We start from the raw sequence: 23,980 nt of genomic DNA, 5'->3' as shown, positions 1-23,980 counted from the left end.
CAGGGTCACCGAAGGCGGTGGACCTGTTCGGTCCAGTCGATGGCTTCCAGGTAGCGGGACGTGAGGACTCCCGGCTCGATCTTGAGGCCGCTGCAGATGCGGCTGACGGCTTCCCAGTGGGCCTTTTCATATCCTAGGACGACCTCGTAGAGAACCCGGTAGCGATTGAGGGTTCCCAGCAGCGCATCCTTGATTTCATCCTCCAAGGGCACGTCTTCCAGGGCTTCCGCCATGGGCCGTCCCAACAGGGTGTCCACCACCGAAAAGATGCCCATGAGAAAGAGCTGATCCGCCTCCTTGGCCATACCCACCAAAGGTGCCAGCAGTTCCAAGAACCGGGCCCTCACAAGGGAAAGGCGCAGCAGCTCTTGGGGGTCTTTGGTGGTCAGGCGGGTATAGACGGAAAGCGTGGCCCACTTGCGAAGTTCCCTTTCTCCCAGCAACGCCACCGCGTGGCGTACCGAGCCCACCTTGTGCCGGAAGGCGAAGAAGGCGGAGTTGACATAGCGCAGCAGCTTGTAGACCAGGGCCGGGTCCTGCTTGATGACCTTTTCGAGAGCGTCCATGTCCAGGTCGGGACGGTTGAGCTGCTGGATGAGGCGCAGGGCGTTGACCTTATAGACGGGGATGTCCTTGCGGGCGATGATGACCGGTCGACTGAAGAAATACCCCTGAAAGAGAGAAAATCCCGCCTCCAGGGCCTCCTGAAACTCCTGGCGGGTTTCCGTCTTTTCCGCCAGAAAGCGCCCCACACGGTCTCCGAACCTTTTTATGATGTGCCGACGTTCTTCCGGAGCGGTGAGGCGCACGTCCACCTTCAGGATGTCCGTCAAGGGCAACAGGGGAAGGTGCTGCACGTTGTCCAAGACAAAGTCGTCCAGAGCCAGGGTATAGCCTTCCTGCTTGAGACGACGACAGGCCTCCACCACTTCCGGGAGCGGCTCCACGCTTTCCAGGATTTCGATCACCGCCCATTCCCTCGGAAGATAAAAAGGCGCTTCCTGGAGCAGCAGGTTTTGTGTGAAGTTGACAAAGGCCTTGGCCCCGCCGGTGAAGGAATCGGTGCCGCTGAGCATCAGGAGGTTTTGGATGACGGATAGAGTCGCGCTGTCGCCGTCCACGATGTGACTTTCCGGATCGTCTGGGTTGGCCCTGAAGAGGATTTCGTAGCCGAAAACCCGAAGCTTCCGGTCCAAAATGGGCTGGCGGGCGATGAAGGTGTTCTCTCCGGGGAGATCGTGGGGTGCGGAATGTTGGGGATCCCGGGAGTTCGGTCGGGAAGAGGGCTCTGAGGCTTTGTTCCGCATAGTCATCCGCTCGTGACGTGGCGTGCGTAAACGATTCGCTACCCTTGCACCGGAGGCGTTCCCATGAAGTGGGTGGTTCTTTCTCTTCTCACGGCGGCCGCGTCGGCCTCCACGGATGCCTGGACCAAGAAGTTCTTTGGCCGCCGCAGCGCCATGGAAATGGCCGTTTTCCCCTTGGCTTACAGTCTTCCGCTCTTTCTGGGAACGCTGCCCTTCGTGACGGTGCCTCCGTTGGACACCGTCTTTTGGTGGAGCTTTGCCGCTTCCATCCCGCTCAACTGCGTCGCCTTCTACCTGTACATGGCGGCCATCCGACAGTCCCCTCTCTCCTTGACCCTTCCCTTTTTGTCTCTTACGCCGGTCTTCATGATCGTGACCGGTTTTCTGGTCCTGGGGGAGGTGCCTTCCCCGGTGGCCGTGGGCGGAATGCTGGCCGTGGTCGGGGGCGGGTATCTGCTGAACGCCCCTTCCATCCGCCGGGGCCTGCTGGGGCCCTTGGCCGCAGTCCGAAGGGAACGGGGCACCCTTCTCATGATCTCAGTGGCCTGCATCTACAGTTTCTCCGCCGTTGTGGGAAAGAAGGCGATCCTTCATTCCTCACCTTTCTTCTTCGGCATGTTTTTCTTTCCACTTCAAAACTTTCTTCTCCTCGTGTGGGCGTTTGCCACGAAGAGCGTGGACAGACGTTTGCTCGTTTCCCGAAACGCCGTGACGAAAGGGGTCTTGGTGGGCCTTTTCTACTATTGCCACGTGCTGTGCCATGTGTGGGCCATCTCCCTGACGCAGGCCTCTTATATGATCGCCCTGAAGCGCCTGAGTGTTCTTTTCGGACTGGTCTATGGCGCTCTTCTTTTCCGGGAAGAACATCTCCGTTGGCGGTTTGCGGGGGCCGGTGCCATGGTTGCGGGAGCGGCTGCCATCGCGTTGGCTGGGGGCCATTGATCAGGGGCGGTAGAAGGGTCGTGTGATCCCTGCCGGCGGTGTCGTGGTGTGGGGAACCGTTCCGGTCTCCTAGAAATTTCACAAATTCCTACTTTTGTGCTCAAGATTTGTTTCGCGCCTGCCGACCCAAGAGTTGAAAGGTGATCTAGACCTATAAAGGGAGGGTAGCATCATGAGTGTCAAGGACGGAAGGCAGGGCGGAAGACGTTTCAAACTGCGCACGAAGATTCTTTTCGTGGGCTTGTGGAGTGTGGTGGCCATCGCCGTGGCGCTCACCTGGGCGGCCTGGAAGATGGAATCCGTCATGATGGCGGAAAAAAAGATTGCCACCCGGCACGCGGTGGAAGTGGCCTATTCCATGTTTGAAAAATACCACGCAGCCGCCCAATCCGGGAAGCTCAGCGAAGAGGCTGCAAAGAAAGCCGCCCTGGAACAGATCGCGGCCATGCGGTACGAAGGCAAAAATTATTTTTGGGTCAACGACATGGCCCCCGCCATGGTCATGCATCCCATCAAGCCCGCTTTGAACGGCAAGGACCTGAGCGGCTTCAAAGATCCGAACAACAAGCTCCTCTTCGTGGAGTTTGTCAAAGTCTGCCGGGAAAAGGGCGCGGGGTTTGTGGATTACATGTGGCCCAAGCCCGGTTCCGACAAACCGGTGCCCAAGGTGTCCTACGTCAAACTCTTTCAGCCTTGGGGCTGGATTGTGGGATCCGGCATCTACGTGGATGATGTGAAAGCCCAGGCCAATGCCATGCGTCTCACAATGCTGTTGTTCCTGGCGGCCTTGGCTGCGTTGGCACTGATCGGCACTTGGCTGGTTTCCCGATCCATCACCAAGCCCATCCACACGGTGGCGGACGGCCTGAACACCGGCTCCGAGCAGGTGGCGGCGGCCGCAGCTCAAGTTTCGGCGGCGGGGCAGTCCCTTGCGGAAGGTGCGTCGGAACAGGCGGCCTCCATTGAGGAGACGTCCTCCGCGCTGGAAGAAACGTCTTCCATGACGCGTCAGAACGCGGACAACGCCAACCAGGCCAAGTCCATTGTGCGCGAGTCCGATCAAGACATTCGCGAGGCCAAGGAAGCCATTGAGGAACTGACCCGGGCCATCGAGGCCATTTCCAGCGCCAGTCAGGAGACGCAGAAAATCATCAAGACCATCGATGAGATCGCCTTTCAGACCAACCTGCTGGCACTCAATGCGGCGGTCGAGGCCGCCAGGGCCGGCGAAGCGGGAGCGGGGTTCGCCGTGGTGGCGGACGAGGTTCGAAACCTGGCCATGCGCGCGGCGGAAGCCGCCCGAAGCACGGCGGGGATCATCGAGGATACGGTGCGGAAGGTGGAGGGCTGCTCTTCGCTGGTGGACAAGACCAACGGTTCCTTTGCCAAGGTGGAAACCGGAAGCCGTAGGATCGGGGAGCTGGTGGAAGAGATCGCCGCCGCCAGTAACGAGCAGGCGGAAGGGATCGAGCAGATCAACAAGGCCGTCTCCGAGCTGGATCGCGTGGTTCAGCAAAATGCCGCCCATGCGGAGGAGACGGCGTCCGCATCCAATGAACTGAACCACCAGGCCGAGCGCATGCGGCGGTTCGTGATGGAGCTGCTCACCATCGTGGGAGAGAACGGGGATCATGGCGGCGCTGGTCACTCCAAGCCGCCGGCGGCTGCATCCCGCGCGTCCCAGCAGATTCCTGCCAAGCGAAGCGAAAAGAAACCGTCGAAAAGGAAGACCGCGCCGGCAGCGGTGCGAAAACCCGAAGAGCTCATCCCCTTCGATGAAGACGGCGATTTTGCGGATTTCTGATGCTCGAACGCGGCACGGCACAAAAGGGGGGCGGTTCCCACAACCGCCTCCTCCGCCGATTGCCGGGGAGACCATCCGGGAAAACGAAGAGCCCCATGGGAATGCGCTTTCCGGCAGGGCATCCGGGGCATCCAACCCATCCGCCTTTGGGAGCGCAGACTTTTGTGACAATAGAGCGCTAGTCCAATACTTGAATCCTGGCTCCCTGTCCTGATGGAGGCGTGGTATAAAGAAATGGATGGCTTGCAGGTTGGATGGGCAACTGTGGAGGGGACGCCGTGGCAGGGACGGGTGTGGAAAAGCGCCTGGATTGGCTCCGTCAGATTCCTCTTTTTCAAGGGCTGGCGCAGGAGCGCCTTTTGGGCTTGGCCCAGATTTCCACGGAAAGGGTCTTTTCCAAGGGCGAGACGGTCTTTTCCCAGGGGCGAAAGGCCAAAGGCTTTTTCGTGCTCGTCGACGGCCGAATCAAGGTCTTCAAGGTGTCTCTGGACGGTCGCGAGCAGATACTGCACCTTTTTGAAGGCGGGGAGATCATCGGCGAGGTTCCCGTTTTCGCCGGGGGCAGCTATCCCGCCCATGCCGAAGCCATTTCCCGGTCCACCCTGATCTATGTTCCACGAGACGGTTTCGTTCGACTGATCCGCGAGGATGCGGATCTGGCCATGGAGCTTCTCGCCGTTTTGTCCAGACGCCTCCGCCGATTTACCGCTCTGGTGGAAGATCTTTCCCTCAAGGAAGTTCCGGGCAGGCTCGCCGCCTACCTCATTTATCTGGCCGAGCGAAACGGCGGCGACCGGATTCAGCTGGACATGACCAAGGCCCAGTTGGCGGCTCTTCTGGGCACCATCCCCGAAACCCTTTCCCGCATCTTTTCCAAGCTTTCCGGAGCCGGGCTTTTGGCCGTGGACGGCCGGACTCTCACCTTGTTGGATCGTGAGGGGCTGCAGGCTTTGGCACAAGGAGAAAAGGTGTTCTGAGGCGGGGCCGCAGTCCAGACGCCCTGTTCCATGCCGAGGTGATCACAAAAGGCCTACGGGGCCACTTCCTTTGCCATGGCCACATGAGGGCCAGAGGAAATGAGGGCATCTATTGCCGGAATCGCTCAGTTAAGGTTGCAAGTGAAGGATCCGAAGGGTGCCGAAGAAATACGGGGACCGTGGAAGGGGTTGCACCAGGGTCCGGGGTGGGTGTCCCACATATGACACGGCAAAAGGAGTTTGAGATGCAACGCAGGGAGGACGAAGACAAATACCGTCTTCTCGTGGAACATCAAACGGACCTGGTGGTCAAGGTGGACCGGGAAGGGCGGTTTCTTTATGTGAGTCCCTCCTATTGCGACCTCTTCGGCCAGAAGGAAGAGGATCTGCTCGGCCGGAGCTTTGTGCCCCTGGTCCATGAGGAGGATCGAGAGAAGACCCTTAAGGAAATGGAAAAACTCCATACTCCTCCCCATACATGCTACATCGAACAACGCGCCATGACCCGCCATGGGTGGCGATGGCTGGCCTGGTCGGATATGGCCGTCTTGGATGCCCAGGGGCAGGTGGAGGCCGTCGTGGGGGTCGGCCGGGACATTACGGATCGCAAAGAGGCGGAGCTTGCCCTGGCGGAAGCGGAACAGCGGTACCGGTCTCTGGTGGAAAACACCCTGGACGGCTTCTTCGTGGCGGACATGGAAACCTGGCGCCTGATTTTCCACAACCAGCGGATTTTGGAGATCTTCGGGGCCGAGGAAAGCGAGCTTCCGGGTCTGGACGTTTGGAGGCTTCTCCATCCGGGCGATCGGCAACGGGCGGCCCAGAACTTGGAACGAACGATGCGTGGGAAAAGTCCCCCCCAGGCACCTCCCAGAGTGTACCGGTTGAGGAGACGGGACGGGAGTTACTTCTGGGCCGAAATATCCACCTCCACGGTTCTCCATCAGGGACGTTGGGTGCTCCAAGGGGTTTTGCGGGACATTACGGAAAGAAAGAAGATGGAAGAGCGTCTGATGCATGCCCAGAAGCTGGAAGCCATCGGCGTTCTGGCGGGGGGCATTGCCCACGACTTCAACAACCTGCTCCAGACCATTCAGGGTTTTTCCGAATTGTTGCTCATGCGTTGCGCAGAGGATGAGCAGGTGCGTAAGAGCGCCGAAAGGATCCAACAGGCGGCACGGCGGGGAGCCGAACTCACCCGTGGATTGCTCACCTTCAGCCGGCGCATGGAAACGCACCCGCGCCCCACGGACCTGAACCACCTGGTGCTTTCTTTGCGCGGAATCCTGGAGCGGACGCTGCCCAAGACGATTCACATCCGTGTGGCACTGGCTTCGGAACTGCCGCCCGCTCTCATCGATCCCACGCAGATGGAGCAGGTCCTCATGAATCTGGCCCTCAATGCAGCGGACGCCATGCCCGACGGGGGGGAACTGGGAATCGAGACCGCCTTGGAAGAGGTCTTGGATCCGGTAGATTCAGGGGACGGGGATGCCCTGCCACCCGGGCCCCATATCCGCCTGACGGTATGGGATACGGGCCATGGCATGGATCCGGAGACCCTGCAGCATGCCTTCGAGCCCTTTTTCACCACCAAGGGGGTGGGTGAGGGCACCGGTTTGGGGCTGGCCATGGTCTACGGGATTGTTCGGAATCACCGGGGGCATATCCGGTGCACCAGTGAAAAGGGGAAAGGAACCCGGTTCCACATCCTGGTACCGGTGGCTACGGAGGCTGTGGCGGAAAGCGCACCGAGGCCGCTCGGGGCCGACTTGCCCGGCGGGACCGAAACCGTCTTGGTTGTGGATGACGAGCTAGCCATCCTGGAACTGGCCGAAAACGCGTTGCGGGAAAAGGGCTACCAGGTTTTGACGGCCTCAGACGGGGCTTCGGCCCTGGATGTGCTGGAACGGGAAGGGAAAAGGATTTCCCTGGTGGTGCTGGATCTTGTCATGCCCGCCATGGGAGGGGAGCCGTGTTTGGAAGAAATGGGCCGTCGGGGCATCTCCTGTCCCGTGGTGATCGCCAGCGGCGCCGGGTTGGATCCCGCAAAGAAGAAACGCCTTGAAAAGGCGTGTCACGCCTTCATCAAAAAGCCCTATGACCTCCAGGAATTCCTCACGACCGTCCGGCGGGTCCTGGACGCTTGCGAAGAAAATTCCTCCCCGTGCAAGGGACCCTGTCGCTCCAGGGAGAGCGGTTGAAAAGCCTATTTCCCTACCAGTAGCGCCATGGGAAGTCCGGCTGCGGCACAATGTGGCAGGGTTCTGGGCCCCTCACGCTCTCCGGGATCCCACTTCCCCACGGGTCGGGATCGCAGATAACGCAATGGGGACGACGATTCACGTGGCCATGAAAAAAGCCCCCGCCGGAGCGGGGGCTGCGGGGTTCCACCGTGGATGGGTGGATCAGCCGATGGCGTTGTAATAGGCGGCTTCGGAAACCGTCCCCCACGCACTCACCTTGGCCTTGAAGGCCTTGAAGGCCTCATGGACCTTGCGGGCCATGGGATCTTTGTCGGCTTCTTCTTCAATCGTTTCTTCCGCCAGTTTCCGAAGGGCTTTCAGGACTTCGTCGGGGAAGCGCACCAGCTGGACCTTGTGTTTCTTGACCAGGGTCTGGAGGGCGGCACCGTTTTGGGCCTCAAACTCGCACAGACTCCACAGGTTGGTCTCCGCGGCCGCTGCGTCCAGCACGGCCTGCAGATCCTTGGGCAGGCTGTCGTAGGCCTTCTTGTTGAACATCACCTCCAGGGTGGTTCCGGGTTCGTGCCAGCCGGGGTAATAGTAGTACTTGGCCGCCTGGTAGAATCCCATGCGCAGGTCGTGCAGGGGACCCACCCACTCGGTGGCGTCGATCACTCCGCGCTCCAGCGAGGTGTAGATCTCGCCTCCCGCCAGCAGGACCACCGTTCCTCCGGCCTTACTCACCACCTTGCCGCCCAAGCCGGGGATGCGCATTTTGAGGCCCTTGTAATCGTCGATGGTGTTGATCTTCTTGTTGAACCAGCCGCCCATCTGGACGCCGGTGTTGCCCTGGGGCCGGGACACCACGTTGAAAGGAGCGTAGACTTCTTCCCAGAGTTGCAGACCGCCGCCGGAATAAAACCACGCGTTCATTCCCTGTGCGTTCAGCCCGAAAGGTACGGCCGAAAACCACTGGGCGGCCGGTGTCTTGCCCGCCCAATAGTAGGAAGCTCCGCTACCGCATTCCACGGTGCCCTGGGAGACGGCATCAAAGGTGCCCAGGGGTGGGACCAACTCTCCGCCGGCGTACACGTCGATCTTGATGCGCCCCTCGCTCATCTCTTCCACGCGCTTGGCGAAGCGCACCGCGCCGTCCTGGAGCACCGGGAGCTCAGGCGGCCACGTGGTGACCATGCGCCACATGTACGTCTTGCCCTTGGCCCACACGTAGGGGGCGTTGACCGTGGTGGCCGCTGCAGCGGTTGCTGTTCCGACGCCGACCTTTTTCAGGAAGTCTCTTCGGTCCATTCGTTCCTCCTCTTCTGTGAATGTTGGTTGGATAGGGCCTCCATATACCGCGAAGTGACAAGACTCTAGGAACGCCGTAGCCTTCCAAGGGCACGGGAACGACGGAATCAGGCCGATCCTGACCGTGCTGGCACTGGCGTGGGTTCTGGTGCGGTGGAGTGAGCGTGAAAAAGGGCACCGCGGGAGGACGGCGAAGTGTGAGTTCTGAGAACATGCCGAGTGCCGCATGTACGAGGCATCTATCTAGCACGGTTGTTTTGAAATGGCAAACATTGTGCCCCAAAGCACGACTTTGTGGCCATGGGGCGGTCCAAAGGGCCCAGCATAGATGATGAGGATTGGACGGGTCCTGCCGGAGCAGCGGTTCGATTGTCAGATCCTTAGGATCCGAAGACCACTCGCGGCAGCCACGTGGCAAAAGAGGGGAAAAAGACCAGGGTGAGCAAGCCCAGTAACTGCAAGATCACGAAGGGGATGATCCCGCGGTAGATGTGGCCGGTGGTGATCTCCGGGGGGGCCACCCCTTTGAGGTAGAAAAGTGAGAACCCGAAGGGGGGCGTCATGAAAGATGTCTGGAGATTCACGGCAAAAAGGATGGCGAACCAGAGCGGATCGAAGCCCATGTGTTTCATGATGGGAGCGAGCACGGGGATGTGGATGAAGGTGATCTCGATGAAATCCAGGAAAAAGCCGATCACGAAGACGATGCTCATGCAGATGAAGAGCACGCCCCACTTGCCGTAGGGGATGTGCTGGATGTAGTTGCGCACCCAATGGTCACCGCCAAGGCCGCGGAAGACGAGGCCGAAGGCGCCCGCCCCCACCAGGATGATGAAGACCATGCAGGTGAGCCGGGTGGTGGTCTGCATGACCTGGCGAAGCATGTCCATATTGAATCGCCTGTTGGCGGCGGCCAGGATCATGGCGCCGGAAGCGCCCACGGCGGCGGCTTCCGTGGGAGAGGCGATGCCCGCAAAGATGGACCCCAACACGCTCACCATAAGAAAAAGCGGCGGCACAAGGGCGCGCATCACGCGCTTGAAAAGGCCGGCTTCCAGGATGTCCTCCCATTCCTGACGGGGGATGAGGGGAGCCCAGTCGGGTTTGATTCTCGCGATGATCACAATATAGAAGATGTAGAGCAACACCAGGACCAGCCCGGGAATGACGGCCCCAATGAAAAGATCCCCCACCGACACGCCGATGATGTCTCCCAAGAGAACCAAGACGATGCTGGGGGGAATGATCTGCCCCAGGGTGCCCGACGCGGAAATGGTGCCCGTGGCCAATTCGGGCTGATAGCCGCGTCGCAGCATGGTGGGGAGGCTCAAGAGCCCCATGGTGACCACCGTGGCGCCCACGATGCCCGTGGAGGCTCCCAGCAGGGCGCCCACCACCACCACCGAGATGGCCAGCCCTCCCCGCAGGCGCCCGAAAAGGAGCGCCATGGTTTCCAGGAGCTCCTCGGCGATGCCGCTTCGTTCCAGCATGACCCCCATGAAGACAAACAGGGGCACGGCCAGCAGCGTGAAGTTGGTTATCACGCCCCAGATGCGCAGGGGCAGCAGGTTGAAGAAGTTCCATCCGAAGCCGATGAGACCGAAACCCAGGGCGGTTCCAAGTAGGGTGAAGGCCACCGGAAAGCCGAACATGAGCAGGATGGTGAGAACGAGAAACATGATTCCGGGAAGGGATTCCATCATCAGTGCGCGCCCTCCTTCCTTTCGGGATTGAAATCCGATTCGATGCCCAAAATCACCATGAGACTGCGAAGGGTCAGGGGAACCCCTTGGAGGGCCACCAGGACAAAGCCGATGGGGATCATGGCCTTGAGGATGTAGCGGGCGGGAAGCCCTCCCGGGTCGGGGGAGCCCTCGTTCACGGCCCAGGAATTCATCACAAACCGCCAGGACGTGGCGATGATCAGATAACAGCCGGGGAACAGGGCCACCAAGGCGCCGATGAAATTGATCCAGGCTTGGGTCTTCTTGCTGAAGCGCTGGTAGAAGACGTCCACGCGCACGTGGTCGTCATAGAGCAGGGTATATCCGGCTCCGATGAGGAAGAGCACCCCGAACAGATGCCATTCCAATTCCTGGACGAAGACGAAAGTGGTTTTGAAAAGATAGCGCATGATCACATCCACGGTGACCACCAGCACCATGATGAGCGCCACGTAGGAGACCCCGCGGCCCACGGCCCTGTTCACGGAGTCCACTCTGTCGCAGAATCTTGCCAGCCAATGCATGGGTTCTCTCTTCCTCCTTTGCTTGCCGTTGCTCAGAGCGCCAAGGCACACGACGGAAAGACGGCCCCCCGATGTCCCCTGGGGTCGGCTCCCGCTTCCAACAGCCCGGCGTCTTCGCGGGCCACCGCACAGATGAAACCCAGGATCCAAGGCTCGGTGACCTGGATCAGGTGGCCTCGTGCTTCCAGTTCCTTTCGCGTGGCTTCCGGGATGCGACATTCCATCCGCAAGGTTCCCGGCTGAGCCTCGTGGGGATGGAAGGTTCCCGGAAAATGATCGGAGCAGACCTTGGGTGTTTCCAGGGCTTCCTGAATGTCCATGCCGAACACCGTGCGATTCAGGAAAAACTGGAGGGTCCACTGGTCCTGCTGGTCGCCGCCCATGGTGCCGAAGGCCATCCAGGGGCGTCCGTTACGGAACGCCAAAGACGGGCTCAGTGTGGTGCGAGGGCGTTTGCGGGGAGCCGCCACGTTGGGGTGGGCGGGGTCCAGATAGAAGGTCTGAAGCCGTGTTCCCAGGGGAAAGCCGAGGGAAGGGACCACCTCGTTGCCCGAGATCCAACCGCCACTGGGGGTGAGGGCTGCCAGGTTGCCGTCCCCGTCCGCCACCGCCACATGCACGGTCCCGTAGCCCCAGCTGTCCCAGAAAAAGATGCGGTCGGGGTCCAGCAGGGCCTTGCCGCCAACCGGGTCGCCGGGTCGATGCTCGGAGCTGGCACGACGCCGATCGATCAGGGCCCGGCGCTTTTCCGAATATTCAGGGCTCAGCAGCCGGTCCAATGGTACATCCACGAAACGCGGATCCGAGTAATACTGCTCCCGATCGGCGAAAGCCAATTTGGCCGCTTCCGTCCAGATGTGGAGGTAGTCGGCGCTGTTGGGCTCCAGGGATTCCAGATGGAAGCCTTCCAGCAGGCGAAGCATCTGCAAAAAGACAGGACCCTGGGACCAGGGGCCGCATTTGAAGACCCGGGTGTGGCGGAAATCCACGAAGATCGGCTCTTCAAACAGGGTCTCATATTCGGCCAGATCCTCCATGGTGAGAAACCCGTCCCTTTCCCGGACGAACCGCTCCATCTCCCGGGCCATGTCTCCCCGATAGAAGAGGTCCCGGGCGGCTTGAATCCCCCCGGGCCGATCCCGGCCGTGGGACGTAGCGGCCTGGGCCAGTGCATCCAACACCTGAGCGTAAGCGGTGTTGGTGAAGCGGGAGCCCACCTGCAGGGGTTCATCATTGGCGCTCAGGTAGAGACGGGCGGAGGCGGGCCACTGGTCGGCAAAGAGTGAGGCGTTTTCTTGGATACCGAACTTGGGCATGTGGACCAGCCCCAGGTGTACGGGGAAACCCTCCGATGCCAGCTGAAGTGCCGGCTGGACAATGACCTCCAAAGGAAGACGCCCGAACCGGGCCAACATGTCCAGAAGGGCTGCCACGGCCGCCGGCGTTCCGGCCACCTCCACGCCTCTCGGCGGCAGGAGATCCCATCCCCGTTTCCGGTAGGCCTCCAGGGTCGCTCGCCTGGGGGCCTGGGTGTTGCCGTTGATGGAAAAGACCCGGCGGTCGGCCGCGGAGTAGACCAGCATGGGGCATTCGCCGCCGAGGGTGAACATGTGCGGGTTCACGAGACCTTCCACGAAGGTGGCCGCAGCGGCGGCATCGAAGGCATTGCCGCCTTCGTGAAGGATGGCCGCAGCCGCCTGAGCGGAAAGGTAGTGTTCGGTGGCCACCGCCCACCGAAATCCCTGAACGGGCTGCAGGTGGGCCTTCTGGACCGATCCGGAACCGAACTCACGCATATCTTCCCCTTCGTCGATCGTACGCCGTCGTTGGATCCCTGCCGGGAAGCCCCGAATCAGTCCCCATGGGAGGGCATGACCGGGGGGCGGCCGTGTCCAGGAGGTTGTCTCACCATGGCCTCTCGTCCTTTTGTGGCTTTCTGGACAGTTGAAATTCCACCGGCCCCGTGGTGCTTTTTGCATTCTCAGACAGCTTTGTAGGGGGGCAGACCCCGCCCCTACGGCTGAAACGCCAGGCCGCCGGCACAGGCCCGGCTGGTAGCCCCAAGCTTGTACAACAAGAGAGCAACCTTGGCGTTTTCGGACTGGCTCCTAGCCACGCGCGACGGGGTGGAAGCGGGGAATGGGAAGTGAAGGTTTCTCCGTCACTGAACGTGGAACGGGAGATGGATACCCCGAAGCCTGCTGTGCGCCCATCGCAGGGTGCTCGAACCGACCCTGCGCCGCCCACTCTAAATACGGGACTCCTTTCAAAAATTCAAGAGTGGACTCATGGGGATTCTTCGCCTATAGATGCGGTCTTGAAAATTGAGCGGTTGGATGAGCCGCTACGAACGGAAAAATCCCAGTAAGAATGTAGGAAGAGCGAGAGGGGAGGCGGGCGCGGTGCGATCCTTTGTCAAGAAGTATTGGTTTCTTACGGGGCTGATCCTGGCATCGGGCGTGACGCTTGCGGATGGAACCGGGATGGTGGCCCAGGCGGGTCGGTGGCTCCAAGCGCACCGCGGGCCCGATCTGGTGATTTTCGCCATCTTTTTCTTTTCCGGCACGGCCCTTCAGACCGAACAGGTCCGTTCCGGACTTTCGGACTTTCGAGTGACCGCCGCGGCCCTGGCGGTCATTTTCCTGGTCTCCCCCCTGTGGGCCAGGGTCCTGGCCGAACTGCCGCTGCCCCCGGGCTTGATGATCGGTCTGTTCTTGGTGGCGGCCATGCCCAGTACGCTGAGCAGCGGCGTGGTGATGACCGGGGCTGCGGGCGGGAACATGGCCAGCGCTCTCATGATCACCCTGCTGGCCAACTTTTCGGCCATCTTCACGGTGCCCGTGGTCCTTACCTTGCTCGTGGGCGACGGCGCGGGAACCGCTGGAGTTCTCATCGACAAACAGGCCCTCATGATGAAGATGGCCATGCTGGTGGCCTTGCCCCTGGCGTTGGGAATCGGAGTGCGCCCCACGTTCCAGGACTTCTACAAACGGTGGGGTATCCAACCCAACGTGGTCAATGGGTGTTTCATTCTGGTGATTGTGTGGATCGCCGTCTCCAAATCCCGGCCTACCATTGTGGGTGGGTTGCAGCTGCTTCCGTGGGTGGTGGCTCTGGTGGTTGGATTTCATGCGGGCTTGCTGAGCGCGTCCGCAGGTTTGGGGCGCCTGCTGGGGCTCGGGCGTGGGCGGATGGAATCGCTCCTTTTCATGGGCAGTCAAAAAACCCTACCCCTGTCCGTCCTCATTCAGACGGCGCTCTTTCCCCAGTACGGAGAAGCCCTGGTTTTTTGCGTGTGCCACCATGTGATCCACCTCATCATGGATGGCTATCTGGTGGGACGACTTCAGAGCGGACGAACAGACGAGAAGGAGTAGAAACAAACATGTGTCACGTGGTGTTGGGTCGAGACGGCATGCGTCTGGAGGATCTGGTGGCGGTGGCCCGGGAAGGCGCCCGGGTGCGTCTCGATGACGAATCCTGGGAGAGGCTGGAAAAGGCCCGGGCTCTCATCGATCGTTGGGTGCAGGAAGAGAGGATCATCTACGGGGTCACCACGGGATTTGGAGCTCTGAGCGATGTGATCATCTCCAAAGAGCAGGCGCGGGAACTCCAGCGAAACATCCTCATGAGCCACTCGGCGGGGGTGGGGCCCGAACTGTCGGCCGACGCGGTGCGGGCCCTGATGGTACTGCGACTCAAGGATCTGGCCCGGGGACACTCCGGAATCCGACCCGAGACGGCCCGCCGTCTGATGGAGGTGCTCAACGCGGGGATCCTCCCCGTGATTCCGGAGAAGGGTTCCGTGGGAGCCAGCGGCGATCTGGCCCCCTTGGCCCACATGGGCCTGGTGCTCATCGGCCTGGGGGAAGCGGACTATGACGGGAAACGAATGTCGGGGGCGGAGGCGCTGGCTCGGGCGGGCCTGGAGCCTCTGGAACTGGAAGCCTGCGAAGGATTGGCCCTCGCCAACGGCACGCAGCTCATGACGGCCATCGGCGCCCTGGCCCTCCATGACGCGCTCCTTCTTTCCAAGGCCGCCGATATCGCCGCCTCCATGAGCCTGGAAGTGCTCATGGGCAGCCGCACGGAATTCGATCCCAGGATCCACCAGGTGCGCCCCCATCCCGGCCAAGCCAAGGCGGCGGAAAACATGCGCCGGATCACCCAAAACAGCGACATCATCTCGTCCCACAAGGACTGTTCCCGCGTCCAGGACGCCTACACCCTCCGGTGTTCCCCCCAGGTGCACGGGGCCACCAAGGACGCCTTGAACTACTGCCGGACCGTGGTGGAAACGGAGATGAATGCCTCCACCAACAACCCTCTGATCTTTGCCGACGATGAACAATTTCTTCTGGGCGGTAACTTCCACGGCCAGCCCCTGGCCCTGGCCCTGGACTTTATGGGCATGGCCGTGGCGGAACTGGCCAATATCTCCGAGCGGCGGGTAGAGCGGCTGGTGAACCCCCAACTGAGCGGCCTGCCGGCCTTTCTGGTGGATCAGGGAGGGCTCCATTCCGGGTTCATGATTGCCCAATACACGGCGGCGGCCCTGGTTTCAGAAAACAAAGCCCTGGCGCATCCGGCCTGCGTGGATTCCATTCCCACCTCGGCCAACAAGGAAGACCATGTGTCCATGGGGACCATCTCCGCTCGGAAAGTCCGCGATATTGTGTGCAACACGGAGCATGTGATTGCCATCGAGCTTCTGTGCGCGGCCCAGGCCCTGGACCTGTTCACCAATATGAAGCCGGGGGAGGGAACCTGTGCGGCCTACCAATGCATCCGGCGCGTGATTTCCCACCTGGACAGGGACCGGGTTATCTCGAAGGATATCCAGGCCATGACGGGCCTCCTTCGGGACGGATCCTTGATTGAGGCGGTGGAAAGCGCCGTCGGCCCGCTCCATCCGTAGCCAGGGCGGCGGGCCGTGCCTGGGAGGCTGTCCCAGAACGCCCAGGTTGCTCCCTTCTTGAGCGGACGGACGCTTGGGCCTACCAGACGGGCCCATGCTAGCGGCCTGGCCTTGTGGAGGCGGGTTTGGAGCCCGCCCCCGCAAGGCTCCAAAAGAGCCACAGGGCGCAGTGGAATTTCAACCAGTTGGTATCTCCCAAAAGGCTGAAAGGCCATGGTCGGACAGGCTCCTCGTGGGCCGTGAACGGCTGCACGCCCGCCGCTCAAAGGGAGGAAAGGGCGAGGGGCGGATCACGATCGGCGCTCTTCATGCCAGGACTTCCGCCAGGGCCGCTTCAATATCCGGATACCTGAAAGCGTAGCCGTGTCTCAGAAGGACTCCGGGAAAGACCCGCTGGCCCTCGAGAAGCACGGATCCGAATTCTCCCATCACGAGCCTAAGGACCAGACCGGGAGTGCGCAGAAAGCTGGGGCGACGCAACAGCTTTCCCAACACGTGGGCCAGGGTCTCGTTGCGAACCGGATTGGGGGAACAAAAGTTGGCGGCCCCTTGAATCTCCGTTCGCGCCAACACAAACTCGATGGCCCCCAGAAGATCCTCCATGTGAATCCACGAAAACCACTGCCTGCCGTGGCCCAGGGGGCCGCCCACAAACCGTTTGAAAGCGGGAATCATCTGTCCCAAGGCCCCTCCGGTCTTGCCCAGGATGATGCCAAAGCGCATGGCGACCACTCGAGCCCCTTTATCGGCCGCCTTGGCCGCTTCCGCTTCCCAGTCCACGCAGACCCGGGCCAGAAAATCCGAGCCGGGCGGATCCTCTTCCTGGAGAAAAGCATCCCCGTGCGGACCGTAATAGCCCACAGCCGATGCGTTCAGCAGATGGACGGCGCTCGTGGAGGGGAGGGCGTCCACCACGTTTCGCGTGGTGAGGATCCGGGAGTTGTAGATGAGTTCCTTGGTCTTGGCATTCCATCGGCGAAAGATGGAGGCGCCGGCGAGATTGATGACAGCATCGTGGCCGGCGATCGCTTCCTGCCACGATCCCGGCCGTGTGGTGTCCGCCGACACGTAACACACCTGGGTCGGTGTGCGGGGGTGGGGGTGTGGCGCATGGTCCACGACGGTCACCTGGTGTCCTGCCTTCAAAAGCCTTTGACTGAGCTGGGTTCCCACAAATCCGAGGCCGCCTGTGATCAAGACCTGCATAGCTCCTCCTTGCTTCATGGTACGCGTCTGGGACTACGGCGTACTGCGTGTCGGCCGGCGGCGATTACGTTGCGCCGCCGGTGGCCAGGGGTGGGTTCTGTTGCCTTGCCTGTCACGACGGAACCCCATTCTGGCATCTTTATCTAAAATAACCATGAAGAGAAGGCTTGGGGAGCCGAAACCTTTCCAACCATGGCGTGTGGGCCCCATTCGTTCCATAACGGTCCAAGGGATATGGGTTGAATGGCTGCGCGCGATCTGGTATGCTTGTTCGCGATGAAACAATTTCTTCTCTAAGAATGGAGTCGTATTGGCAACCCTTGGTTGAGGAGGGGACCATGAAAGACAAGGCCCATCATCCGCTCATCCCCGAGCTGAAGGCTGAGATGGACCGAGGCGGTCTGAGCCGTCGGGACTTTCTGCGTTATGCCACGCTGCTGGGACTTTCGGCCACGGCCGCCGGCCGCCTGGCAGGCCTGAGTGCTCCCCAAAAAGCGTGGGCGGGTTCCATTCAGCGGGGCGGAACCATGAAGATTTCCAGCCAGGTGCACAAAGTGACGCACCCGGCCCAGTTTTCGTGGATCGCTCCGGCCAATCAGCTTCGCAACGTGGCGGAGTACCTGACCCTGACCGACAGTGACAACATCACCCGCCCCTATCTGTTGGAAAAGTGGGAGGTCAGTGACGACCTCAAAACCTGGACCCTCCATGTGCGCAAGGGGGTTACCTTCAACAACGGCGATCCGTTCACGGCCGATGATGTCATCTTCACCATGAACCAGTGGCTCGACAAGGATGTGGGTTCGTCCATCCTGGGCTTGATGAGCGGGTACCTGGATCCCAACGGCATCGAAAAGGTGAACACGCATCAGATCCGGCTGCATCTGAAGCGCCCGGAGATCGCCGTTCCGGAGCATCTTTTCCATTATCCGGCACTGGTTCTCAACCACCGCACCTTCGAAGGGGACTTCATCAAGAAGCCCCACGGAACCGGTCCCTACACCCTGGTGGAATACCGCGAGGGTGAGCGCTGTGTGCTCAAGGTCCGCTCGGACTACTGGCAGAAGGGGGCGGACGGAAAGCCGTTGCCCTACCTGGAGGGCTTGGAATTTGTCGATATGGGCGGGGAAATGGCCCCCCATATCGCCGCTCTCAAGACGGGGGAAGTGGACGTGATCGATCCCGGGGACATGGGCGGCACCGATATCTTCCTGGCCCTGAAGGATGACCCCAACATCACCGTGCTGCCGGTGACCACGGGCCAGACCAGGGTGTTGCGCATGCGGGTGGACATCAAGCCGTGGAACGACAATCGGGTTCGCATGGCCTTGAAGCTGTGCCAAAACCGGGAAAAGATCCTGGCCCTTGCCTACCACAACCAGGGGCTGCTGGGGCAGGACTTCCACGTCTACCCCAAGCATCCCGAGTACTGCCCCAAGCCCGTTCCCAAATACGATCCGGAGCGGGCACGAAAGCTTCTGAAGGAAGCCGGTTATCCCAACGGGCTGGACGTGAACCTGGCCGTGGGAAGCGATTGGTCGGACGTGGTGCGTTATGCGGAAATCCTGAAAGAAGATGCGGCTCCCGCGGGATTTCGTGTCAACATTCAGACCATGCCGGCAAGCCAATACTGGGAGAAATGGACCGAGGTGGATCTGGGCATCACCCCCTGGACGCACCGACCCCTGGGAACCATGGTCCTGAACCTGGGCTATGTGGCCGACGACGAGGGCAAGCCGGTGCCCTGGAACGAAACGCGATGGGTGGACAAGGAATTTTGCGACCTGGTGACCAAGGCCAGCGGCATTCTGGACGTGGAAGAGCGCCGAAAGGTGTTCTGTGATCTGGAAGAGATCATGATGGAGCGGGGTCCCGTGGGCATCTCCTACTGGCGCAACCTCTGGACCAGTGCCCGCAAGTGGGTGCATAACCTGAAGGCCCACCCGACCAACTATCTTCTGATCAACGACGTCTGGATGAGTAAGCGCAAAGCATAATGCTGGTATTCATTCTTCGCAGGATCCTGCTCCTGTTTCTCACCATGCTGCTGGTGTCGGTGGCGGTTTTTCTCATCACCGAGGCCTCTCCGGGCAATGTGGCTCGGAATGTGCTCGGGAGCTTCGTCACCCCGGAACAGGAAGCCTCCTTCCTCAACCAGCTGGGGCTGGATGAACCGGCCCCCGTCCGTTATGTCCACTGGCTTTTGGGAAGCGATTGGCGGGGGCGGCACCTGGTGGGGTTGCCGCTTCAACGCCTGACCACAAAGCAGGGCTTTGTGGAATGGTGGGCGCGCCGTGCGGATGGCAATCTGGTGCGCTGGAAGCTGGACGGAGACAACCTGGTGGCGGAGGTGAGGCGCCCGGACGGGTCGGTGGAGGAGGTGGCCGACAACGGTCGCTGGAAGAAGCGCTCCGACGGTTCCTTCTATTTTTGGGGCGTGGACACCCACAACCGGGTGGTCCTCTGGGAGAAGGGCAAACAGAAAAAGGCTTGGGTCTTCGTGGTGGGAAGCGGCTGGAAGGAAGTGTCCGGGGGCGCCGTGGACTACCTCCCCCTCATTAAGGGGTTTCTGCGGGGGGATCCGGGTGTTTCCCTTCGCACCGGCCGTCCGGTGGCCAAGAGCCTCTTCGTCCGTCTTCGCAATTCCCTGGTGCTGGCGGGCATTGCCTTTACCGTGGTGATGCCCCTGGCGCTTGCCCTGGGCATTGTGGCCGGTCTTCGGGAAGGAAGCGTTCTGGATCGATCGCTTTCCGTGGGGGGGATGGTCTTTTCCGTCATCCCTGAATTTGCCATGGGGATCTTCCTGATTCTCATCTTTGCGCTCTGGCTGGGTTGGCTGCCCGGGGCCACGGTGTTTGGTGAGCAGGCTCCCTGGCAGCGGCCGGACATGCTGGTCCTGCCCGTGCTCACCCTCACCCTGATCGAGCTGGGCTACGTGCTGCGCATCACGCGAGCGAGCATGGTGGAAGTGATGCGCTCACCCTACATCCGGACGGCCTTCATCAAGGGTCTTTCCTACCGAAGGGTTGTCTTCAAGCACGCCGTTCGCAACGCCCTGATCGCCCCCATCACGGTGATCATGCTCCACGTCAACTGGCTGCTGGGCGGAATCGTGGTGGTGGAGGTGGTCTTTGGCTATCCGGGCTTGGGCAAGTATCTATTGAATTCGGCCCTCTACAAGGACATCAATGCCCTGGAAGCCGGCGCCATGATCATGGTGGTTGTGGCGGTGGGAACCCAGCTCATTGCGGACATCCTCTATACCTTTCTCAATCCGAGAATCCGCTATCGATAGGAACGGGCGGGACAAGGTCATGGCGCCGACTGCGGAACAAGCATCTCAAACACAATCGGGTTCACGTTCGGGTCTCCTTTTCTTTCGGGGGCTTCGACAAGTCTTTTCGCTCATCTTCTCTTCCCGGACAGCCACCGTGGGTTTTTTCATCGTGGCCTTCTGGGTGTTGGCAGCGCTCTTCGCTCCCCTTTGGACCCCCTATTCGCCCACCTACCAGGATTGGAAGGCGCCCAACCAGGGGCCCAGTGCGGCCCACCCGCTGGGAACGGACGAACTGGGACGGGATTTGTGGGCTCGGCTCGTCTATGGCGCCCGCATCGTCTTGGTGGTGCTGCCCGTGTCCCAGCAGGTGTGGCTTCCCGGCGGCACGGCCCTGTGGGGCGTGGCCGCCTCCTTGGTGATCGGAGCCTTTCTCGGACTGGTCAGCGGATACAAGGGCGGGTGGATGGATGAAGTGGTCATGCGGCTCTTGGACGCCATGATGGCGGTCCCTGTCATCCTGCTCTACTTGATCTTCGTGGCCGCCATGGGGGCGTCGGCCGTCAATGTGGTGCTGGCCATTGCCATCGTGGGTACGCCTGGAATCGCCCGACTGGTGCGGGGCCTCACCCTGGACATCCGTACCCGGGACTACGTGCGGGCGGCGGAAACGCGGGGGGAGAGCCCCTGGTACGTCATGTTCGTGGAAATTCTCCCCAATGCGAAGGGGCCCATCATCATCGACGCCATGCTCCGGGTGGGTTACGCCATCTTCGCCATGGGCACCCTGGGATTTCTGGGGCTGGGCCTGCCGCCTCCGTCTCCGGACTGGGGATCCATGGTGGCCAAGGGACGGGAGTTCATCCTGGCGGGATCTCCTTGGGCCGCCCTGTGGCCGTCCTTGTCCATCGCCTCGCTGGTCGTGGGGCTCAATCTTTTGGCCGACGGCCTGCGGGAGGAAACCATGAGGTACCAGTAACTGGAAGACCCGTACGGCGACCAGCCGCAACTGGCATCGCCAGCGAAGACGGCTGCGGGGCCGGGAGCCGGGGAAACGAGAGAGGGAGTCCTCTTTGGGCCTTTCCGCTTCAACTCGATGACCGGTGTCAACGCTCCGGTTCGCCGGACCGGGGAGAGGAGGCTGCCTGACCATGGCCTCGTGGCCTTTTGTGGCTTTCTGAGCAGTTGCAATTCCACCGGCCCCATGGTGCTTTTGAATTCTTAGACGGTCTTGTGGGGGCGGGTTCGGAACCCACCCCTCCGGCGGCCTGACCAGGCCGGAAGTACGGGCCCGCCTGGTGGCCCCAACCTTTCGTTCGCACAAGAAGGCAGGAATCTGGGCGTTCTCGGACACGCTCACAGGGGCCACCGACCGCCCATGAGGCGACACCCGCGTGATGGTACAGACTCGGAGCCGAATGCTATGAACAAAACAAACCTTTCGGGCGATCCCGTCCTGGAGGTTGAGCACCTTTCCATCAGCTACAAGACCCGCCGGGGATGGATTCCCGCCGTTCGGGATGTGTCTTTCCAGATCGGTGCCGGCGAAACCCTGGGACTGGTGGGGGAGTCGGGATGCGGAAAATCGACCGTGGCCTTCTCCCTCGTGAACTTTCTGGGATCCAACGGACGGATCGCGGGGGGAAGCATCCGGTTCGAAGGGAGCGAACTGGTGGGTCGTTCACGACGGGAGCTGAATCGCCTCCGGGGAAACCGCATCTCCATGGTGTATCAAAACCCCATGTCGGCCCTGAATCCCACTCTGCGGATCGGGGAGCAGCTGATGGAGGTGCTCACCTGCCATCAGACGGTGTCCAAAACGGAGGCCTGGGACCGGGCGGTGGCCATGCTCCGTCGTGTGTACATGCCCGATGCGGACCAGATCATGGCTCGCTATCCCCATCAGTTGTCCGGGGGGCAGCAGCAGCGCGTGGTCATCGCCATGGCCATGCTGAACCATCCCGCGCTGCTCATCATGGATGAGCCCACCACGGCGCTGGACGTGACCGTGGAGGCGGCGGTTTTGGATCTTGTGGAAGACCTGAAACAAGAATTCCAGACAAGCATTCTGTTCATCACGCACAACTTGGGGGTGGTGGCCCGGGTGAGCGACCGGCTGTGTGTGATGTATGCCGGGGAAATGGTGGAACAGGGGCAGGTGGATACCGTTTTCGCCCACCCGGCACATCCCTACACGCGGGGCCTTCTGCGCTGTGTCCCCCGACTGGGAAGCACCAAGAGGGCCCTTGCGCTCCATCCCATCCCGGGAAGGGTGCCCGCACCGTTGGAACGACCGGAGAATGCCTGTGTGTTTGCTCCCAGGTGCGCCCATGCGGGGGAGGCCTGCCTGCAGGAAAAGCCGGCTTGGATCCGATTGCCCTCGGGCCACGGTGCGCGCTGCGTGATGGCAGAGAACCTGGCCCAAAAGCCGTTGCGGCTCGAACGGCGCTCTGCCTCCCTCAAGGCGCCTGAAGCGGAAGAAACGGCGGAGGGATCTCCGCTTTTGCAGATGCGCGAAGTGAAGGTCTACTACGAACAGCGCAAACCCAGCCTGAAATCCCTTCTGGGGCTGGGGGACAAGGAATATGTGCGGGCCGTGGACGGCGTCAGTCTGCGGGTACCGCGCGGGCGCACCCTGGGCATTGTGGGGGAGTCCGGCTGTGGCAAGTCCAGTCTGCTCAAAGCCGTGATCGGTCTGGAAAGGTTGAGCGGGGGCCGGCTGGAATTCCTGGGCCTGGACATCGCCAAGACAGTGCGGCACCGGGATTTCGAGGTGATCCGGGAAATCCAGATGGTCTTCCAGAACCCGGACGCCACGCTCAATCCCTCCTATTCCGTGGGAAAGCAGATCGCCCGCCCCATTCGCCGATTCCGAACGGTTCCCAAGGGCCAGGTCCGTTCCGAAGTGATCCGGCTGCTCAAGGCCGTGCGGCTGGGCCCCGAGTACTACGATCGCTATCCCAGGCAATTGAGCGGCGGAGAAAAGCAACGGGTGGGGATCGCCCGCGCCCTTGCCAGCCGCCCCGACCTGGTTCTCTGCGACGAACCGGTTTCTGCGCTGGACGTCTCCGTCCAAGCGGCGGTGCTCAATCTCCTCATGGAAATACAGGAGGAGTTGGGAACCACCCTTCTTTTCATCGCCCACGATCTCAGCGTGGTTCGATACTTCACCGATGATGTGGCCGTGATGTACCTGGGGCAGATCATGGAGCGGGGGCCTGCCGAGGCCATCTATGCTCCGCCGTATCACCCCTACACGGAAGCGCTCCTATCGGCGGTTCCCATCCCCGACCCTTCGGCGCGCCAAAAACGCATTCGATTGGGAGGAAACGTTCCCAGTGCGTTGAATCCGCCTTCCGGCTGCCGCTTCCACACCCGCTGCCCGCGGTGCGACCTGTTGGGAGAAAAGAGCCACCTGTGTCGGGAAAAAATGCCTCCCTGGCGGCAGGTGGACGAAGACCACTTCATCGCCTGCCATATTCCCGTGGAGGATCTCAGGGGTCTGGACCCGGTCATCCATCAGGTTTCCTGACGCTTCACGGCTCTTTTCGGGCGCGGATGCCCTTTCCTGATCAGGGATTCCGGGAAATGACGAGGAAGATGATCAGAGGCGCGGGCAGTGCGCGTCCGCCCAGATCCAAGAAAGTTGGAACTTGGGGTGGCATGAAGGCTGGAGATGGTCCGGGGAATCTGGCGGGCAAGGGAGCCAACGGACCGGCGCCACTTTCCGCATCGCTTCGCCGGTGGCCCATGTCAAAAAAAGAGGCATGAAACGAAAAGACCCACCCGATGGGTGGGTCCGAAAATTTC

General features: G+C 61.2%; 16 protein-coding genes. 10 read left to right on the top strand and 6 right to left on the bottom strand.

All coding sequences use genetic code 11. The features are described 5' to 3' along the window. Positions 1 to 5: 5 nt before the first annotated feature. Positions 6 to 1,307: an EAL and HDOD domain-containing protein gene (locus B9A12_RS04345; RefSeq protein ID WP_170920336.1), complete on the bottom strand. Its 1,302-nt coding sequence runs from the start codon at positions 1,305 to 1,307 to the stop codon at positions 6 to 8. 63 nt (positions 1,308 to 1,370) lie between these two features. On the opposite strand from B9A12_RS04345, the gene B9A12_RS04340 reads away from it, so the two are divergent. The 4 genes from B9A12_RS04340 (at position 1,371) to B9A12_RS04325 (ending at position 7,234) form a co-directional block, all read left to right on the top strand. After that, positions 1,371 to 2,249, top strand: coding sequence for an EamA family transporter (locus B9A12_RS04340; RefSeq protein ID WP_084056657.1), 879 nt, complete (start codon positions 1,371 to 1,373; stop codon positions 2,247 to 2,249). Positions 2,250 to 2,421: 172 nt separating this feature from the next. Continuing rightward, entirely contained in the window at positions 2,422 to 4,053 is a 1,632-nt protein-coding gene (locus tag B9A12_RS04335) for a cache domain-containing protein (protein WP_084056655.1), read from the top strand. A 278-nt stretch (positions 4,054 to 4,331) separates the two neighbouring features. Next, on the top strand, positions 4,332 to 5,030 hold the full coding sequence (locus tag B9A12_RS04330; RefSeq protein ID WP_245802344.1) for a Crp/Fnr family transcriptional regulator: 699 nt from the start codon (positions 4,332 to 4,334) through the stop codon (positions 5,028 to 5,030). Between the two features lie 245 nt (positions 5,031 to 5,275). Continuing rightward, positions 5,276 to 7,234: a PAS domain-containing hybrid sensor histidine kinase/response regulator gene (locus B9A12_RS04325; protein WP_170920335.1), complete on the top strand. Its 1,959-nt coding sequence runs from the start codon at positions 5,276 to 5,278 to the stop codon at positions 7,232 to 7,234. Positions 7,235 to 7,438: 204 nt separating this feature from the next. Here the strand turns inward: B9A12_RS04325 and B9A12_RS04320 are convergent, their stop codons facing one another. The 4 genes from B9A12_RS04320 to B9A12_RS04305 all read right to left on the bottom strand — a co-directional run bounded on the left by B9A12_RS04320 (position 7,439) and on the right by B9A12_RS04305 (position 12,568). Continuing rightward, complete coding sequence (locus tag B9A12_RS04320) at positions 7,439 to 8,524, bottom strand: TRAP transporter substrate-binding protein (protein WP_084056649.1); 1,086 nt, start codon at positions 8,522 to 8,524, stop codon at positions 7,439 to 7,441. Positions 8,525 to 8,904: 380 nt separating this feature from the next. Next, entirely contained in the window at positions 8,905 to 10,227 is a 1,323-nt protein-coding gene (locus tag B9A12_RS04315; RefSeq protein WP_084056647.1) for a TRAP transporter large permease, read from the bottom strand. After that, positions 10,227 to 10,772, bottom strand: coding sequence for a TRAP transporter small permease subunit (locus B9A12_RS04310; RefSeq protein ID WP_084056645.1), 546 nt, complete (start codon positions 10,770 to 10,772; stop codon positions 10,227 to 10,229). Before B9A12_RS04310 ends, B9A12_RS04315 begins: the two co-directional genes overlap by 1 nt. 32 nt (positions 10,773 to 10,804) lie before the next feature. Beyond that, on the bottom strand, positions 10,805 to 12,568 hold the full coding sequence (locus B9A12_RS04305; protein WP_170920334.1) for a gamma-glutamyltransferase family protein: 1,764 nt from the start codon (positions 12,566 to 12,568) through the stop codon (positions 10,805 to 10,807). A gap of 606 nt (positions 12,569 to 13,174) precedes the next feature. On the opposite strand from B9A12_RS04305, the gene B9A12_RS04300 reads away from it, so the two are divergent. Then, positions 13,175 to 14,149 (top strand): bile acid:sodium symporter, encoded by a 975-nt coding sequence (locus B9A12_RS04300; protein WP_170920333.1) that lies wholly within the window; start codon positions 13,175 to 13,177, stop codon positions 14,147 to 14,149. Between the two features lie 8 nt (positions 14,150 to 14,157). Then, the gene (hutH, locus tag B9A12_RS04295) at positions 14,158 to 15,690 is read left to right on the top strand and encodes a histidine ammonia-lyase (protein ID WP_084056639.1); all 1,533 of its coding nucleotides are present in this window, start codon (positions 14,158 to 14,160) and stop codon (positions 15,688 to 15,690) included. Between the two features lie 306 nt (positions 15,691 to 15,996). Here the strand turns inward: hutH and B9A12_RS04290 are convergent, their stop codons facing one another. Then, a complete protein-coding gene (locus B9A12_RS04290; RefSeq protein WP_084056637.1) occupies positions 15,997 to 16,896 on the bottom strand; it encodes a TIGR01777 family oxidoreductase in 900 nt (299 codons plus the stop codon). A 338-nt stretch (positions 16,897 to 17,234) separates the two neighbouring features. Here B9A12_RS04290 and B9A12_RS04285 point away from each other — a divergent pair, with 338 nt between their 5' ends. From B9A12_RS04285 to B9A12_RS04270, 4 genes are all read left to right on the top strand, one after another. Then, positions 17,235 to 18,893, top strand: coding sequence for an ABC transporter substrate-binding protein (locus B9A12_RS04285; RefSeq protein WP_170920332.1), 1,659 nt, complete (start codon positions 17,235 to 17,237; stop codon positions 18,891 to 18,893). Next, positions 18,893 to 20,191, top strand: coding sequence for an ABC transporter permease (locus B9A12_RS04280; protein WP_084056632.1), 1,299 nt, complete (start codon positions 18,893 to 18,895; stop codon positions 20,189 to 20,191). The genes B9A12_RS04285 and B9A12_RS04280 overlap by 1 nt, the downstream gene beginning before the upstream one ends. Positions 20,192 to 20,210: 19 nt before the next feature. Next, entirely contained in the window at positions 20,211 to 21,149 is a 939-nt protein-coding gene (locus B9A12_RS04275; protein ID WP_084056630.1) for an ABC transporter permease, read from the top strand. 444 nt (positions 21,150 to 21,593) lie between these two features. Beyond that, positions 21,594 to 23,702 carry a dipeptide ABC transporter ATP-binding protein gene (locus B9A12_RS04270; protein WP_084056628.1) on the top strand — a complete coding sequence of 703 codons (2,109 nt, stop codon included), beginning with the start codon at positions 21,594 to 21,596 and terminating at the stop codon, positions 23,700 to 23,702. Positions 23,703 to 23,980: the final 278 nt, after the last annotated feature.

The organism is Desulfacinum hydrothermale DSM 13146 (assembly GCF_900176285.1).
GTDB classification, from domain to species: domain Bacteria; phylum Desulfobacterota; class Syntrophobacteria; order Syntrophobacterales; family DSM-9756; genus Desulfacinum; species Desulfacinum hydrothermale.
Note: the sequence above shows the minus strand (reverse complement) of the source record. Positions and strands in the feature narration are given on the sequence as shown.